Here is a 16322-nt window from a genome sequence, read left to right as displayed (position 1 = left end):
ATTCCAATGGCAACGCGACAGTTACGAACCGGCTTGGGAACGTTAAGTCGCGTCAGGCTAGAGGAAGGTTTTTAGCGACGCTGTAGGACGAATCCTAAAAACAGGCGGAAAAATCGCCAAACGACCTGCGGTTCCGGGAGCCACGGATCAGTCCTGATTGCCCGAAGAAGGATCAAACGCACCACTTTGCGCCCCGGTGACAAGGCCTGTGCTCGCCATGTGAGTTTCCAGCCGTTCGGCCAGGCGCTCCATCGCCTGGCGCAATAGGTCCACCGCGTCGCCGAGTGACGAGACGTCGCCCGCCCGACAGGCGCTTTCCAATGCCTCACAAGCCAAGATCAGGCGCTGTGCCTGGATGAGCCGGGCCCCGCCCTGGATCCGATGCGCCAGGTCGGACAACCCGGGCAAGTCGTGATGCGAAAACAATCGCTGCAACCGATCCTTGTCCAACGCAGTGCTATCGATCAGCGCTTGCATCAACTTGCTGAGTGAAATCCTGTCGCCGCCAGTCAGTTGTTCCAGGCTGGTCAAATCGAAGTCGTCAGTGGCCGCGGCCGGCTCCGCGGCGGAACCGGCCGTGATCGATACCAGGCAGGCATCCAGTTGCTTGAGGCTGATGGGTTTGAACAGGCAATCATCCATGCCCGCCGCAAGGCACCGGTCTCTTTCCTCGGGCTGGGCATTGGCCGTGAACCCGAGGATTTTCGTTGGCGACAAGCCTTGGACCCGCTCCTCGTTGCGAATGGCGCGCGCCAGTTCGTAGCCGCTCATCAGCGGCATGTTGCAGTCAGTGATGACCACATCGAAGTGCCCGGCGCGCCACACACGCAAACCTTGGGCGCCGTCTTCAGCTTCATGCGCAACATGACCCAGGTAATTGATCTGCTGGGACAACAACAAGCGGTTGGCCGGGTAGTCGTCAATCACCAGGAGGTTGAGCACCTGGGCCGGCGCCACCGTCTCGTCCTTGACCGCAGGCGCTTGGGTCACGGCTTCGAGCAACGGCAACTCCAGCAGGATCTCGACCTGCGTGCCCTGCCCCGGCACGCTACTGAGCCGCAGGCTGCCTCCCATCATTTCGCACAAGGTGCGACTGATGACCAACCCCAACCCGGAACCGCCGCGAGCGGCTTCGGTATTGTCGCCAACTTGGGTGAACGGACTGAACAGGCGTCGCTGGTCCTGGGCGGATATTCCGGCGCCGGTGTCTTCGACCCGCAGGTGAATGTCCAGACGCTTGCCGTCACGCGTCGGTTCGGTTTTCAAGCTCAGGCGCACGCAGCCTTGATCGGTGAACTTGATGGCATTGCTCAGAACGTTCGAGACAATCTGCTTGAAGCGCAGCGGGTCAATCGACACGTCATGATTGCCTGCCGCATCCAGGTCCAGTTGCAGACGCAGCTGTTTCTGCCGGGCCAGGCCTTCGAACATTCTCGCTACCGACTCGGTCAGGGCCCGCAGGTTGGCCCGCTCGGGCACCAGCGACAGCCGTCCCGATTCGATGCGAGCGATGTCGAGGATGTCGCCGATCAAATCCAACAAGCCTTGGGCAGCACTCGACGCAACTTCGAGGGCGGGCCGGTCCATGACGCCCTGGTCGGCTTTTTTCAACGCCAGTTCCAACATGCCGATCACGGCGTTCATCGGCGTGCGGATTTCATGGCTCATGATCGCCAGGAACGTGGTCTTGGCCCGGTTGGCATCGTCGGCACTGGCCTTGGCCACGCGCAGTTGCTCCAGCAGCCGCCGCAAGTAGACAACCCAGCCCAACGTCAACAACAACAGCAGCGCGGCGATGGCAAACCCTTGGACGATGGTGGTGCGGTTGCGCAGCCAGTAGCTGTCGTCGATCACCACTTCACTGCGCCAACGGTTGGTCAGCTCATCCATCTCCTCAGGGGAAATACTCAGCAGCGCCTTGTCCAGGATTGAATACAGCTCCAGCGCGTCCCGGTTCGTTGCCAGGGCAACGCGCGCGGGCACCGTGCCCACGGTGCTGGTGACTTGCAGCGAGTCGCGATACTGGCGAGAAATCATATAGCGGGCGCTGATCAACGAATTGATCGCGCCATCCGCCGTGCCCGCAGCGACCATGGCCATGGCGTCGGCCGCGTTTTGCGCCAACACCAGTTGCACACCGGGGAACTGCTCCAGCAGGTACTCACGCAGTACGTTGCCACGCACCAGTGCCAGTCGCTTGCCGGCCATCCGATCCACCGTCAGCGCGTCCCTGGCCTTGATGGGCACCACCAGCACGAACGGGTTCGTCAGGTACGGTCGGGTAAAACGCAACTCATCCTCAAGTTCGGCGCTGGGTATGGCGGTCGCCAGCACGTCGGCCTTGCCGCTGGCGATCAGGCCAATCAGTGCGTCAACCGAGTCGCCACGCTGGATGTCGAATTTCAGGCCGGTACGCAGGCTGATCCTGGCCAGCACATCGGCACCGATACCGCGCAGATGGCCCTGCTCGTCAAAAAAAGTCAGCGGCAGGAAATGTTCGCTGACCGCCACCTTGATCCGCGGATGTGCGTCGAGCCAGCGCTGTTCGTTGACACTGAAATGTACCGCTGGCTGACCCGCCACGCTCGCCCCGCCGGCGCTCCAGCGCCGCAGGATCCCCATGCGCTCGCCAACGGGAATGGCTTGCAAGCCGGCGTTGACGATGCGCAACAGCCGCGCATTGTCGCGACTGACCGCGAAGGCGAAGGGTTGCACTTCCATACGGGAAAAATCCACCAACTGGACGTTGTTCAGGTAGTTCTTGCTGATCAGGTAATGGGCGCTGATCGAATCTCCCAGGTAAACATCGGCCTGGCCAAACGCTACGGCGCCAATGGCGCTCAAGGTCGAGGGGAACAACTGCAAAGTGGCGTCCGGATAGAACGCCTCGACCTGGTCCGGTGGCAAGTAGTGATAAAGCATCGCTACCCGCTTGCCTGCCAGGTCCGTGGGCACATCCTCGCTGTCGTCGACGCGGGCCACCAGGGTGGGCAGGTCATCGGCGTAGGCTTGGGACATGACTAGCGCGGGATCGCTGGCCTCGAAGCCGTTGGCGGTGCCGAGTAGATCGATCTCCCCATCGCGCAACGCCTGGAGCGATGCGTCCCGTGACGCGTAACGCCGCACTTGGATCTCGACATGCAGCAGCTGCCCCAGCAACTCGGCGTAATCGGCCGTCAATCCCTCATAATCCCGGCCATTTGCGGTGAGACTGAACGGCGGATAATCCGGCGCCGAGGCCCCCAGCAGCAATCTGCCCTTTTGCCGCAGCCAGCGCCGATCAGCCTCGTCCAGGGAGGCGGAATAGTCGCTCACGGTGGAACGCCCGAGCACGCGCAGCGACTCGGGTTCGGCACCCACCTGCGGCGCCACACATGCTAAGCCCAGCCATATCGCCGCCAGGCCTGTGCGCAGGAACAGCATCATTGGATCAGGGTTTCGCTTGGCGAAATCGGCCCGGAGCGCTACAGGCTAGCGACCGGCTGATAGGTTCGAACTGCCAAAGCGAGGGAACAGCGAACCGTCAACGTACCCGCTAGCCGAAACCAGTAGGCACGTTGAGAGTGTAGGAAATTTCTGAGGAATTTCCCGGCGAGCGTGGGATTGGGCTATTTCGTTGCCGAGCCCTACGCCGTGGCCAGCTTCAGGTCGCCCACCGAATGCCTCTGCCCGCGATGGTTGCCGTGTTCATAGAGAGAGCCGGCGATTTCATCGGCACGCACCGGCAGGATCGACAACAAGGTGTCGCTCAGGCCATGGCTGGCCTGGCAGAAACCCTGCATATAGATCGCGGCCTTGCAGCGCTCGTCGGTGATCAACTTGTAGTTGCGATCCACCTCGAAATCTCCCAGGTACGACGCCAGCGGCTCCAGCAAGGTGCGGTGCATCTGCCGCTCGTAACCGGTGGCGAGCACCACGGCGTCATAGCGGCGCACCGTCAGTTCACCGGTGGCGTTGTTGCGCACCGCCAGTTCCACGCCCGCGTCAGTGGCCGTGGCTTTCTCCACCGTAGTGAGGGTGCGGAACGCGTGGCGCGCCACGCCCGATACTTTCTGCCGGTAGAAAATCCCGTAGATGCGTTCGATCAGGTCGATGTCCACCACCGAATAATTGGTGTTGTGGTACTCGTTGACCAGGCGCTCGCGCTCGCTGTGGGGTTGCTGGAACACCAGGTCGGTGAATTCCGGCGAGAACACTTCGTTGACGAACGGGCTGTCGTCCGCCGGCTTGAGGGCCGAGCCGCGCAGGATCATGTCGACCTGCACCGACGGGAAGCTGTCGTTGAGGTCGATGAAGGCCTCCGCCGCGCTCTGCCCGCCGCCGATGATGGCGATGCTCATTGGCTGGCCGCTCACGCACGGTTGGGTCGCCATGCGCTCCAGGTATTGAGAATGGTGGAAGACCCGGGCGTCATTCTTGAAGCCTTTGAACGCTTCGGGAATACGCGGCGTGCCACCGGCACTGACCACCACCGAACGGGTGATGCGTACGAATTCCTCACCCTGGCCACTACGGGAAATCACCCGCAGCGCTTCGACTTGCTGGTTGTGCAGCACCGGTTCGATGCGCAGCACTTCTTCGCCGTAGCGGCTTTGCCCGGCAAACTGCGCCGCGACCCAACGCAGGTAGTCGTTGTACTCCATGCGGCACGGATAGAAGGTTCCCAGGTTGATGAAATCAACCAGGCGGCCATGGTGCTTGAGGTAATTGACGAACGAATACGGGCTGGTGGGATTGCGCAGGGTCACCAGGTCCTTGAGGAACGAGATCTGCAGCTCGCTCTGGGTCACCAGGGTGTTGCCATGCCAGCGATAGTCGGCCTGTTTGTCGAGGAACAGCACATCCAGCTCGCCCTGGACCGGGCCGCGCTCCTGGAGCGCAATGGCCAACGCCAGGTTCGAGGGGCCGAAGCCGATGCCGATCAAGTCGTGAACGTTGGGCGCAGCAATTGCCTGAGTCATGTCCAGTGTCCTCTGGAGAAGCCCCTCAACAGGGCGCGAAAGCCTGGGTGACTCGCCCGGCCCGCGTAAGGCCGTCAAGTCGTCTGTTGAGAGGAACGAGGACGGTGTGGGGAAATTTACCGCTGCGCGATCAGTGAAGGTGAATCAAGGCGCGTCCCACTGCCGCACGCGCACCCGACAGTGCTTCATCGCGTTGACGATGTGCTTCTCCACCAACGCCCGGGAAATGCCCAGGCGCTCGGCGATCTGCGCATGGGACAAGCCTTCGAGCTTGCGCAGCAGGAAGCTCTCGCGACACAGCAGTGGCAACTCGGCCAGGGCCCGTTGCAGCATGCCCAGGCGCTGGCCGTGGTCGAGGCTGGTATGCGGCGATGGGGTGAAGAAGCGTTCCTCGCTGTCCAGCACATCCAGGGATTCGACTTGGCGCAGGGTGTTGCGCCGATGCCCGTCGATCACCAGGTTCAACGCCGTGCGGTAGAGAAACGCCCGGGGTTGCTCGATGGGCGTATCACTGGCGCGCTCCAGTACCCGCACGTAGGCGTCATGCACCACATCCTCGGCCGCCTGGCGGTTGCCTAGCCTGGCGTTCAGGAAACACACCAGTTCGCGATAGTAGTTTTCCAACATGACTCCCGTGCGCAATGGCTGCGACAGCTATCCCTGTGCCACCCGACATGCCGGAAAAGGGCATGGCACGATAATGGCAAATTCAATCGCGTAATTTATAGTAATTCTCATATAGATTTAAAGCTTTGGTTTGTATCAAGGCGGGTTCGTTCATCTGGTGACGCATCAGACCCGCTTCGGTGGCGAGGGAGCTTGCTCCCGCTGGGGCGCGAAGCGGCCCCAAAACCTGAGTGCACAATTTTTAGGTGTTGCCTGCCTTGGGCCTGCTTCGCAGACCAGCGGGAGCAAGCTCCCTCGCCACGGGGTTAATGTCGTTCAACTGGCACCCGCTAAATTCCTGCCCGGAACGCTCGTCTACCAGAACAGCCCCCGTCCCTGCCCTTCCTGGGACGGGCCCGATATCACCGGCCGGAACCCTGCATGAAACGTCCCCGCCCTACCCGACCCGCCTGGCTCCTGACCTTCGCCCTGCTTCCGGCCGTGGCCTTCGCCGCGTGGCAGGCGGTCGTGCCCGACCGTGTGCCCCTGGTCACCGCGCCGGTCACCCGTGGCGATATCGAAAACAGCGTCACTGCCCTGGGCACCTTGCAACCGCGGCGTTATGTCGACGTCGGCGCCCAGGCGTCCGGGCAGATCCAGAAAATCCATGTCGAAGCCGGTGACGAGGTCCACGAAGGCCAGCTATTGGTAGAAATCGACCCGTCCACGCAAAAAGCCAAGCTCGACGCCGGGCGCTTTTCCATTGAGAACCTCAAGGCCCAGCTCCAGGAACAGCGCGCCCAGCACGACCTGGCGCAGCAGAAATTCCGCCGCCAGCAGCAACTCAAGGCCGGCGGCGCCACCCGCGAAGAAGACGTGCAGACCGCCTTGGCGCAAGTGCGGGCGACCCAGGCGCGCATCGACATGTTCCAGGCCCAGATCCGCCAGGCCCAGGCCAGCCTGCGCAGCGACGAGGCCGAGCTGGGCTACACGCGCATCTATGCGCCGATGAGCGGCACCGTCGTCGCCATCGGTGCCCGGGAAGGCCAGACCCTCAACGCCCAGCAGCAAACCCCATTGATCCTGCGCATCGCCCGGCTGTCGCCGATGACGGTCTGGGCCGAAGTTTCGGAAGCCGACATCGGCCACGTCAAGCCGGGCATGACCGCCTACTTCGCCACCCTGTCCGGCGGCAGCCGCCGCTGGAGCAGCACCGTTCGCCAGGTCCTCCCGGTGCCGCCACGCCCGCTGGAGGCCAGCCAGGGCGGGAGCCCCACGGGTGGGCGCAGCGGCAGCGAGCGAGTGGTGCTCTACACCGTCTTGCTGGATGTGGACAACGCAGACCGCGCGCTGATGACCGACATGACCGCGCAGGTGTTTTTCGTCGCCGCCCAAGCCATGGACGTGCTGACCGTGCCCATCGCCGCCTTGCAGGACGCCGGCCAGGTGCGGGTGCTGGCCGACAATGGCGACGTCGAGCCACGCACCGTTCGCACCGGTGTCAGCGATCGGCTGCGCACGCAGATTCTCGACGGCCTGAGCGAAGGCGACCGGGTGCTGATCGGCCCGGCCAGCGGCAGCGGAGGCTGAAATGGATACGCCCCTGATCGAACTGCGGGACATTCGTAAGGCCTACGGCGGCGGCGACAGCCCACGGGTGGAAGTCTTGCGTGGCATCGACTTGTCGATCCATGCGGGGGAGTTCCTGGCGATTGTCGGGGCGTCCGGCTCCGGTAAATCCACGCTGATGAACATCCTCGGCTGCCTCGACCGCCCCACCCGCGGCGAGTACCGTTTCGCCGGCGAAGACGTCGCCGGCCTGGGCAGTGACGAGCTGGCCTGGCTGCGGCGCGAAGCGTTCGGCTTCGTGTTCCAGGGCTATCACCTGATTCCTTCCGGCACCGCCCAGGAAAACGTCGAGATGCCGGCCATCTACGCCGGCACCTGCGCCGCCGAACGCCATGCCCGGGCCAGCGCCCTGCTCGAGCGCCTGGGCCTGGCCAGCCGAACCGGTAACCGTCCCCATCAACTGTCCGGCGGGCAACAGCAACGGGTGTCGATTGCCCGGGCCTTGATGAACGGCGGCCACATCATCCTCGCCGACGAACCCACCGGCGCCCTCGACAGCCAGAGCGGCATCGAGGTCATGGCGTTGCTCGACGAACTGGCGAGCCAGGGCCACGTGGTGATCCTGATCACCCACGATCGCGACGTGGCCGCGCGGGCCAAACGCATCATCGAAATCCGCGATGGGCTGATCATCAGCGACAGCGCCACCGCTTCGCCGACCGCCCCACAAGCCAATCCGAACGCGTTGCAAGCGGTGGACCTGCGCCAGCGCCTGAGCGCCGGCAGCGAGCACAACGGTGCCTGGAAAGGTGAGCTGATCGACGCGGTACAAGCGGCGTGGCGAGTGATGTGGATCAACCGCTTTCGCACCGCCCTGACCTTGCTCGGCATCGTCATCGGCGTGGCCTCGGTGGTGGTGATGCTGGCCGTGGGCGAAGGCAGCAAGCGCCAGGTCATGGCCCAGATGGGCGCCTTCGGCTCGAACATTATCTACCTCAACGGCACGGCACCCAATCCGCGCGCCACCAAGGGCATCATCAGCGAACACGACATTGCCGCCCTCGCCGCCCTGCCCGAAGTGCAGCGCATCATGCCGGTCAACGGCAACAACGCCAACGTGCGTTTCGGCAACCTCGACCACACCAGCTATGTGGGCGGCAACGACACCAACTTCCCGACCATTTTCAATTGGCCGGTGGCCCAGGGCAGTTACTTCAGCGAAGCCGACGAACGCAGCGCAGCAGCGGTAGCCGTGATCGGCTACAAGGTCCGGCAGAAGTTGCTCAAGGATGTCGTCGATCCCATCGGCCGTTACATCCTGATCGAAAACGTACCGTTCCAGGTCGTCGGCGTGCTGGCCGAAAAAGGCGCCAGCTCTGGCGACTCGGACGCCGACAATCGCATCGCGGTGCCCTATTCCGCCGCCAGCGTGCGCTTGTTCGGCACACGTCATCCGGAATACGTAGTGATCGCGGCGCGGGACGCCGGCAAGGTCAAGGAAGCCGAGGACGCCGTTTCCCGCACCCTGTTGCGCCTGCATGACGGCAAGCAGGATTTCGAGCTGACCAACAACGCCGCGATGATCCAGGCCGAGGCCCGCACCCAAGGCACGCTGTCGCTGATGCTCGGGGCCATTGCGGCGATTTCACTGCTGGTGGGCGGCATCGGCGTGATGAACATCATGCTCATGACGGTGCGCGAACGGACTCGGGAGATCGGCATCCGCATGGCCACCGGCGCCCGCCAGCGCGACATCCTGCGCCAGTTCCTGACTGAAGCGGTGATGCTCTCCGTGGTCGGTGGACTGGCTGGCATCGGCCTGGCCTTGCTGGTGGGCGGCGCATTGCTGCTGGGCAAGATCGCCGTGGCCTTCGAATGGCTGGCGGTGTTCGGCGCCTTCGGTTGCGCGCTGATCACTGGCGTCGTCTTCGGTTTCATGCCCGCCCGCAAGGCGGCTCGCCTCGACCCGGTCGCGGCCCTCACCAGTGAATGAACCGCACCCTATGAAAGCGCACCTGACCCTTCTGGCCGCCAGCCTGTTGCTGGCCGCCTGCGCCACTCCTGCGGCGGCACCGGACAGTGGCATCCAGCCGCCCCAGGCCTGGCAGAGCCTCGACACCCCTGGCAGCCGAGCGGATAACCAACAATGGTGGACGCATTTCGGCAGTCCGCAACTCGATCAATTGATCGAACAGGCACGCTTGGGTAGCTTCGACTTGGCCGCGGCCATGGCCCGGGTGCGCCAGGCCCAGGCGAGCGCGGTGATCGCCGGCGCGCCGTTGCTGCCCGCGGTCACGGCCGGGCTCAACGGCAATCGCCAGGAATTGTTGCGCGGCAAAGGCTACAGCCAACTGGACGTCGACCGGGACAACCGCACCATCGACTACTACGACGCCAACCTCAGCGCCAGCTATGAGCTGGATTTCTGGGGCGGCAAGCGGGCGGCCCGGGACAGTGCGCTGAGCACGCTGGCGGCCAGCCAGTTCGACCGGGCGACGGTGGAGCTGACCTTGCTCAGCGGCGTCGCCAACAGTTACACCCAAGCCTTATCGCTGCGCGAACAACAGCGGATCGCCGAACTGAACCTGACCAACGCACAAAACGTCTTGAAGCTGGTGCAAACCCGCTACGACGCCGGCAGCGCCACGGCCCTGGAGCTGTCCCAGCAAAAAAGCCTGGTGGCGACCCAACAACGCCGCGTGCCGCAAGTGCAACAACAAGCCCGCGAAGCGTTGATCACCCTCGCGGCGTTGCTGGGCCAACCGGTGCAGTCACTCCAGCTCGACGATGAACCGTTCGACCGCTTGCACTGGCCCGCCATCAATGCCGGCGTGCCCAGCGAGCTGCTGCGCCGCCGCCCCGACATCGCCGCCGCCGAAGCACGCCTCGCCGCCGCTCAGGCCGATATCACCGTGGCCCGCGCCGCCATGCTGCCCTCGGTCACCCTGGGCGTGAGCTTGGCCACTGGCGCCGACATCGCCGATCAATTGCTGCGCAACAACGTCTACAACCTCAGCGCCGGCCTGACCGCACCGATCTTCAACAACGGCCGCCTGCGGGCCGAACGGGACAGGGCCAGCGCCCGGCAAGAAGAATTGCTGGAAACCTATCGCGCAGCGATCGTGAACGGCTTCGCCGACGTCGAAAAAGCCCTGAACAGCATCAACGGATTGGATCAACAACGGCAATGGCAGACCGAAGAACTGCACCAGGCCCAGACCGCCTTCGACATCGCCCAAAGCCGCTACCAGGCCGGCGCCGAAGACCTGCTCACCGTATTGGAAACCCAACGCACGCTCTACGCCGCCCAGGACATGAATGTGCAATTGCGATTGGCGCGGGTGCAGGCGAGCGTGGCGTTGTACAAGGCGTTGGGTGGGGGTTGGCGGGTGGCGCCGATCTAAAGCCGAGCATCACCGTGGCGGAAGGAGCGGACATGGAATGCCTGTTGGCCAACCTCAGCGAAACCCTCGCCTCGGTCAACGTTATGGCCAGCGAATTGGCATTTGATTTGGAAGGCTCGCGACGGAGTTTCGCGCTGGCAATCCAGCAGATGATCGAACTCGGTGAGCTATTGGCCAACCGCGCCCTGGACATCGCCGCGCCGCGCTAGAACCTCCTCAATATAAAACGATACCCGTGGCGAGGGAGCTTGCTCCCGCTCGGTTGCGCAGCGACCGCAAGATTCTGGGGCCGCTACGCAGCCCAGCGGGAGCAAGCTCCCTCGCCACAAAAGCCGTCACCACAGAGCCCAGGCTCGGTCAGTCCAAGCCAGGGTTCATACCGGCTTGGACTTGAAATTACGCGCATACCACGGCCGTTGCGGCACGCGGCGGAACAGCTGCGCCAGCTTGTCGTCATCGCTGCCAAACGTAATGCGCAACGCCAGCTTCATGGTTTCCGGGTCCATCTCTACCGAGCGTCCTCCCTGCAACCCCGGCGTGGTGCTGCAACCGTGGGTGTCCGGTCCCAGCCAGGGATCGGCGATTTCCACCCAGCGACCGGGCGCGAACCAGGGCACGCCGTTGACCTCGAGCCGGCTCACTTCGCCCGGATGGAAACGCTCGTGGGCGCGATACCAATCTTCGAGGCGATCGTCGATCCAACCGTGGAAAGCCCAGAAAACCGGACTTACGTGGGAAGAAAACGGGTCACCGAGAAAGTCGTTTTCCGGCTCGAACCAACGCTGGGCGAAGTCCGCCGGATCGCGGGCGAACGGCACCGGGTGCCCGTTGGACGGGTCACGCGGCACCGAGGCCCAGCGCATGTGCAGCCAGTCGTGCAGGCCCAGTTCCACTTCCGAACCGAACTGGCCCAAGGTCAATTTCGACAGGTAGCGCGGGTCACGATAGCGCGATTCCCAGACCTGGAAATTACTGTGATAGGTCTCGGCGGTCTTGATGTCGCTGACCCACTGGGCGTACTGCTCATCACCACGGGCCAGCCAGGTCGGCGGCAGCGCCGTGCCATCGACGTTGTCGAAATACCGGGCAAACCCGAGGCGATCACGTTCCAGCTCCGGTTGCGGCAACGGAAAGCGTGGCCACGCCGGTAGCGGTTGGAACGAACGGGCCGTGCCCAGCATGTGCCGGTGCATGAAAAAGAAGTCCACGCCCGAGCCATTGCGGTCCTTACGCTTGCCGCGAGCGTCACGTTCCTGACCTCTCGGGCCGGGCTGCCAGCCGATGCCACGCAAGGCATCACGCTTGTCTTCGTCCAGGGTGTGCCATTTGTCCCGCGAGGCATGCCAGAGCTGATGGAACAGCCGGTGCTCGGGCGACACCAGCCAGGCCAGCAACGCCGGGCTCAGCGGTATGCGTTCCCGGGCTTCGGGGAAACGCTGCTTGACCGCAACAAACTGATGGTCGAGTTCGGGCGACGCCAACGGACGATCCAGGCGCAACACCCGCCCGCTGAGCGTGGCCGTGCCGGCATTGCCAAAGCCGGCCCAGACTTCGTCCAGGGTCATGATGAATTCGTAATCCGGCGCGTCATGCTCGGCGCCGATCAATCGCCAGCTCAGCTGCTTCGGATCGCTGCCGGCCAGGTCGCCCAATACGCGGTAGCGCGGTTCGTCCCCGGCGCGCAGGCGCTCGGCGGTGTCGAGGCAACCCACCAAGCCACGGCCCTTGTGGGCAATGTCGAGAAACACCTGCAGGCCATCGTCCGGCAGCCCGTCGAGCCCGGCATCGCGTCCGGTAAAACGGATCGTCCAGATGCCGCGCAGCGTGTTGGCACGGCGTTGACCCGCCACGTCCGCCACCTCGAACGAAGCCTCGCCGGGCGTGATGGTCGGGTCCGGCCGGGTCAGTTCACGGTGCCCGTAATACACCGCAGGCACGGCGGCACCGGTCAGCGCCAGGCCTGCCATGAACCATCGTCGAGAAATCGTCATTGCCTTACCTGTGTTCACCCTGGGGCGGGCTTTATCCAAGCTAGAACGTTGGCTGAGCGGACAAATTTAAGGCAAGAGAACAGCTCGGCTGCTGACGATGGCGATGATGCAGGCGCCTAAATTTCCCGCCCGACCGCTCGTTCCCCCCAGATAGCAAAGGCCCTCGAGCCTGTTCTTCCAAGGCGAACCAGACTGAGATCGGCAATGACAACACCACGTTCGAAAAAGGCTCTGTTCATCGGCGTGCCCCTGGCCCTGGCGCTGGTCGTCGGTGGCGGGCTCGCGGCCTGGGACCATTGGTGGCGGGACAATCCCGGCTACCCGGTCAAAGTGATGAAAGAGGCCAGGGAGTTGCACGAACGCCTGCTGTCCTTCGACAGCCACATCACCGTGCCGCTGGATTTCGGCACCGCCGGCAATGAAGCCGACAAGGACGGCAGCGGCCAGTTCGACCTGGTGAAAGCCAATCGTGGCCACTTGTCTGGCGCAGCCCTGACCATCTTCGGCTGGCCCGAGCTTTGGAACGGCCCCAACGCCCCGCACAAGCCCACCGCCGGCTTCGTCGAGGAGGCGCGCAACCAGCAGGAAGTGCGCTACAAAATCATCACCGGCATGGTCCGGGACTTTCCCAACCAGGTCGCCATCGCCTACACCCCGGATGACTTCCGGCGCCTGCACGGCGAAGGCAAGTTCGCGATCTTCATCAGCATGCTCAACGCCTATCCACTGGGCAACGACCTGAACCTGCTCGACCTCTGGACGGCGCGGGGCATGCGCATGTTCGGCTTCAGCTACATCGGCAATAACGATTGGGCCGACTCTTCGCGGCCGCTGCCGTTCTTCAATGATTCGCCGGACGCCCTCGGCGGTCTCTCCGACATCGGCAAGCAAGCGGTGAAACGCCTGAACGACCTGGGGGTGATCATCGACGTGTCGCAGATGTCGACCCCGGCCCTGGAGCAAGTCGCGCAACTGAGCCGTACGCCGTTGGTGGCCTCCCATTCCGCGCCACGGGCGATGGTCGACATCCCGCGCAACCTCAGCGACAAGGAAATGCAGCTGATCAAGGCCAGCGGCGGCGTGGTGCAAATTGTCGGTTTTTCCCAATACCTGCGCCCGCTGACGCAAAAGACTCAGGACAAACTCAACGCCCTGCGCGAGCGCTTCGGCCTGCCGCCGCTGCCCAATCTGGCGATGGCGCTGATGCCGGGCGACCCGATCATTGCCGCATGGCCGGAACAGAAGTTCGGCGAATACGCCGGCCAGCTCTACGGCATCCTCGAAGACGAACCCAAGGCCAGCCTCAAGGACCTGGGCGATGCCATCGACTACACCGTGCGCAAGATCGGCATCGACCACGTCGGCATCAGCTCGGACTTCAACGAAGGCGGCGGCGTGAAAGGCTGGGAGAACGTCGGCGACATCCGCAACGTCACCGCCGAATTGCTGACACGTGGCTACTCCGAGGCCGACATCGCCAAGCTGTGGGGCGGCAACTTCCTGCGGGTCTGGGATCAGGTCCAGAAAGCCGCCCGCCCCGCCATCGCCTCGACCCAGAAGGTCGGCCAGCCATGAACGAACGCCGCACGTTTCTCAAGCAGGCCGGGATTCTCGCCGCTGGCTTGCCGTTAGCCGCCAGCCTGCCATCCACAGTCGTGGCCGATCCACTGCCGCCGCTGTCTCAGGACAAATGGGCGCAGTTGCGCTCGTTGTTCAACCAGGATCCGGACTACCTGCACTTCTCCAACTTCCTGATCACCACCCACCCGCGCCCCGTGCGCGAGGCTATCGAACGGCACCGTGCCGCGCTGGATAAAAACCCGGGGCTGTTGATGGACTGGGACTTGGGCGTCACTCAAGAGCGTGAGGAAAACGTACGGACCTGGGCCGGTCGCTACCTGCAAGCGACCCCGAAACAGATCGCCCTGACCGGCAGCACCACCGAAGGCCTGGCGATGATTTACGGCGGCGTCCATGTACGGCCCGATCAGGAAATCCTCACCACCGCCCATGAACACTACGCCACCCACACCATTCTCGATTTGCGCAAGCAACGGGACGGCACCCGGGTGCGCAAGATCAAGCTGTTCGACAACGCCCACGACGCCAGCCATGAACAGATCCTCACGGCCATCGACCGCAACATTCGCCCCGAAACCCGCGTACTGGGCATGACCTGGGTACATTCGGGCAGCGGCGTGAAGCTGCCGATCGACAAGATCGGCGCCCTGGTGGACAAGCACAACCAGGGCCGCAGCGATGAACAGCGAATCATTCATGTGGTGGACGGCGTGCACGGTTTCGGCGTCGAGGACCTGAATTTTCCGGCGATGAATTGCGATTTCTTCATCGCCGGCACCCACAAATGGATGTTCGGTCCGCGCGGTACCGGCCTGGTGTGTAGCCGCAGCGAAGAGCTCAGGTACGTCACGCCGATCATCCCGACCTTCTCCGAGGCCACGGCGTTTTCCACCACCATGACGCCTGGCGGTTACCACGCCTTCGAACATCGCTGGGCGGCGGACGAGGCCTTCAAGTTGCACCTGCAACTGGGCAAGGCCGAGGTGCAGGCGCGCATTCACGCCCTCAACAGCTACCTGAAAAAACAACTGCTGGCACTGCCGCAAATCGAACTGGTCACGCCGCTGAGCCCCGAACTGTCGGCGGGGTTCACCTTCTTCCGTGTCAAGAAGCGCAAGAGCGACGAAATCGCCGCCTACCTGATGCAGAACCGCGTGATCGCCGACGCCGTGCACCGCGACGCGGGGCCGGTGGTGCGCACCGCGCCGGGGCTGCTCAACAGCGAAGCCGAGATCGATCGCTTCATGACCTTGCTGGGCAAGACACTCTGAACCTGACTTATCGAGAGAGACGGATGAACAGTTTTTCGTTGAAGCTACTCCCGACACTGGCCCTCGCCGCCCTGCTGCCCTCCGGCGCCCAGGCCGCGCAACCGGGCCAGGTCTTTCGCGACTGCAAGGATTGCCCGGAAATGGTCGTGCTGCCCACTGGGACCTTCCAGATGGGCACCCCGGAAGACGAAGTGGGACGCGAGCCCGACGAGGGGCCGATGCATCCGGTGACGTTCGCCAAGCCGCTGGCGATCAGCCGCTTCCAAGTGCTTGAAGGCGAGTGGTTCGCCTTCCTTCAAGACAGCGGCTACGTGATGCCCGATGGCGATAAGCGTCCCGGTCGCGCCTGCAAGGCCGGCGTCCCGGATTATCAGGGCAGCGACCCGCGCAAGCAGTACACCGACCGGCACCCGGCGGTGTGCATGGACTTCGCCGAGGCCAATGCCTACGTGGCCTGGCTGTCGAAAAAGACCGGCAAGCAGTACCGGTTGGTCAGCGAGTCCCTGCGCGAATACGCGGCACGCGGCGGCAGCTCCGGCCCGTTCCCCTTCCCCTTCGATGAAGGCAAGGACTACAGCATCGCTCAGCACGCCAACACCTATGGCGCGGCCGACGGCTACAACTTCACCGCCCCGGCCGGCAGCTTCGCGCCCAACGCCTTCGGCGTGTACGACATGCACGGCAACATCTACGAATGGACCGCCGACTGCTTCAACGAGAACTACGCCGGCGCCCCAAGCGATGGCCGCGCCGCGCTGACAGGCAACTGCAAGATACGGCGCATTCGTGGCAACGATTGGGGCGAAGCGCCGGTGTTTTCCCGTTCGGGCAACCGCAATGCGGTGTATGTCGACGCACGCGGCGATTGGCTGGGGTTCCGGGTCGCCCGGGATATGTAAGCCGTGCCTACCCGCCTAGCGCCACTTAGCCCGTGTCTTT

10 protein-coding genes and 1 pseudogene are annotated in these 16322 nt (G+C 63.7%); 7 read left to right on the top strand and 4 right to left on the bottom strand.

What is annotated here, in order from left to right; all coding sequences use genetic code 11:
- Positions 1-147: 147 nt before the first annotated feature.
- The 3 genes from J3P82_RS08795 to J3P82_RS08785 all read right to left on the bottom strand — a co-directional run bounded on the left by J3P82_RS08795 (position 148) and on the right by J3P82_RS08785 (position 5588).
- Complete coding sequence (locus J3P82_RS08795) at positions 148-3426, bottom strand: transporter substrate-binding domain-containing protein (protein ID WP_434562313.1); 3279 nt, start codon at positions 3424-3426, stop codon at positions 148-150.
- 200 nt (positions 3427-3626) lie between these two features.
- The gene (locus J3P82_RS08790) at positions 3627-4961 is read right to left on the bottom strand and encodes a lysine N(6)-hydroxylase/L-ornithine N(5)-oxygenase family protein (RefSeq protein WP_434562311.1); all 1335 of its coding nucleotides are present in this window, start codon (positions 4959-4961) and stop codon (positions 3627-3629) included.
- Positions 4962-5105: 144 nt separating this feature from the next.
- Positions 5106-5588, bottom strand: coding sequence for a sigma-70 family RNA polymerase sigma factor (locus J3P82_RS08785; protein ID WP_434562309.1), 483 nt, complete (start codon positions 5586-5588; stop codon positions 5106-5108).
- A gap of 420 nt (positions 5589-6008) precedes the next feature.
- Between J3P82_RS08785 and J3P82_RS08780 the strand changes: the two genes are divergently transcribed.
- The 4 genes and pseudogenes from J3P82_RS08780 to J3P82_RS08765 all read left to right on the top strand — a co-directional run.
- The gene (locus tag J3P82_RS08780) at positions 6009-7157 is read left to right on the top strand and encodes an efflux RND transporter periplasmic adaptor subunit (protein ID WP_434562307.1); all 1149 of its coding nucleotides are present in this window, start codon (positions 6009-6011) and stop codon (positions 7155-7157) included.
- A gap of 1 nt (position 7158) precedes the next feature.
- Positions 7159-9129: a MacB family efflux pump subunit gene (locus J3P82_RS08775; RefSeq protein WP_434562305.1), complete on the top strand. Its 1971-nt coding sequence runs from the start codon at positions 7159-7161 to the stop codon at positions 9127-9129.
- 10 nt (positions 9130-9139) lie between these two features.
- A complete protein-coding gene (locus J3P82_RS08770; protein ID WP_434562303.1) occupies positions 9140-10540 on the top strand; it encodes an efflux transporter outer membrane subunit in 1401 nt (466 codons plus the stop codon).
- An 11-nt stretch (positions 10541-10551) separates the two neighbouring features.
- Positions 10552-10749: pseudogene (locus J3P82_RS08765) on the top strand (DUF6124 family protein); the annotation flags it as partial.
- 165 nt (positions 10750-10914) lie between these two features.
- Here J3P82_RS08765 and pvdP read toward each other — a convergent pair.
- Positions 10915-12531 carry a pyoverdine maturation tyrosinase PvdP gene (gene pvdP / locus J3P82_RS08760; protein WP_434562301.1) on the bottom strand — a complete coding sequence of 539 codons (1617 nt, stop codon included), beginning with the start codon at positions 12529-12531 and terminating at the stop codon, positions 10915-10917.
- A 204-nt stretch (positions 12532-12735) separates the two neighbouring features.
- On the opposite strand from pvdP, the gene pvdM reads away from it, so the two are divergent.
- From pvdM to pvdO, 3 genes are read left to right on the top strand one after another with little or no spacing between them, the layout of a single operon-like run.
- Positions 12736-14106, top strand: a complete 1371-nt coding sequence (gene pvdM, locus J3P82_RS08755) for a pyoverdine-tailoring dipeptidase-like protein PvdM (protein WP_434562299.1) — start codon at positions 12736-12738, stop codon at positions 14104-14106.
- Positions 14103-15383, top strand: a complete 1281-nt coding sequence (gene pvdN, locus J3P82_RS08750; protein WP_434562297.1) for a pyoverdine-tailoring periplasmic protein PvdN — start codon at positions 14103-14105, stop codon at positions 15381-15383. Before pvdM ends, pvdN begins: the two co-directional genes overlap by 4 nt.
- Positions 15384-15406: 23 nt before the next feature.
- Positions 15407-16282: a dihydropyoverdine dehydrogenase gene (gene pvdO / locus J3P82_RS08745; protein ID WP_434562295.1), complete on the top strand. Its 876-nt coding sequence runs from the start codon at positions 15407-15409 to the stop codon at positions 16280-16282.
- The last annotated feature ends 40 nt before the right edge of the window (positions 16283-16322 follow it).

The sequence above is a fragment of the Pseudomonas sp. Z4-20 genome, from assembly GCF_051131955.1.
Classification (GTDB): domain Bacteria; phylum Pseudomonadota; class Gammaproteobacteria; order Pseudomonadales; family Pseudomonadaceae; genus Aquipseudomonas; species Aquipseudomonas marvdashtae.
The sequence above is the reverse complement of the archived record's forward strand: the minus strand, read 5'-3'. Positions and strand labels throughout refer to the sequence as shown.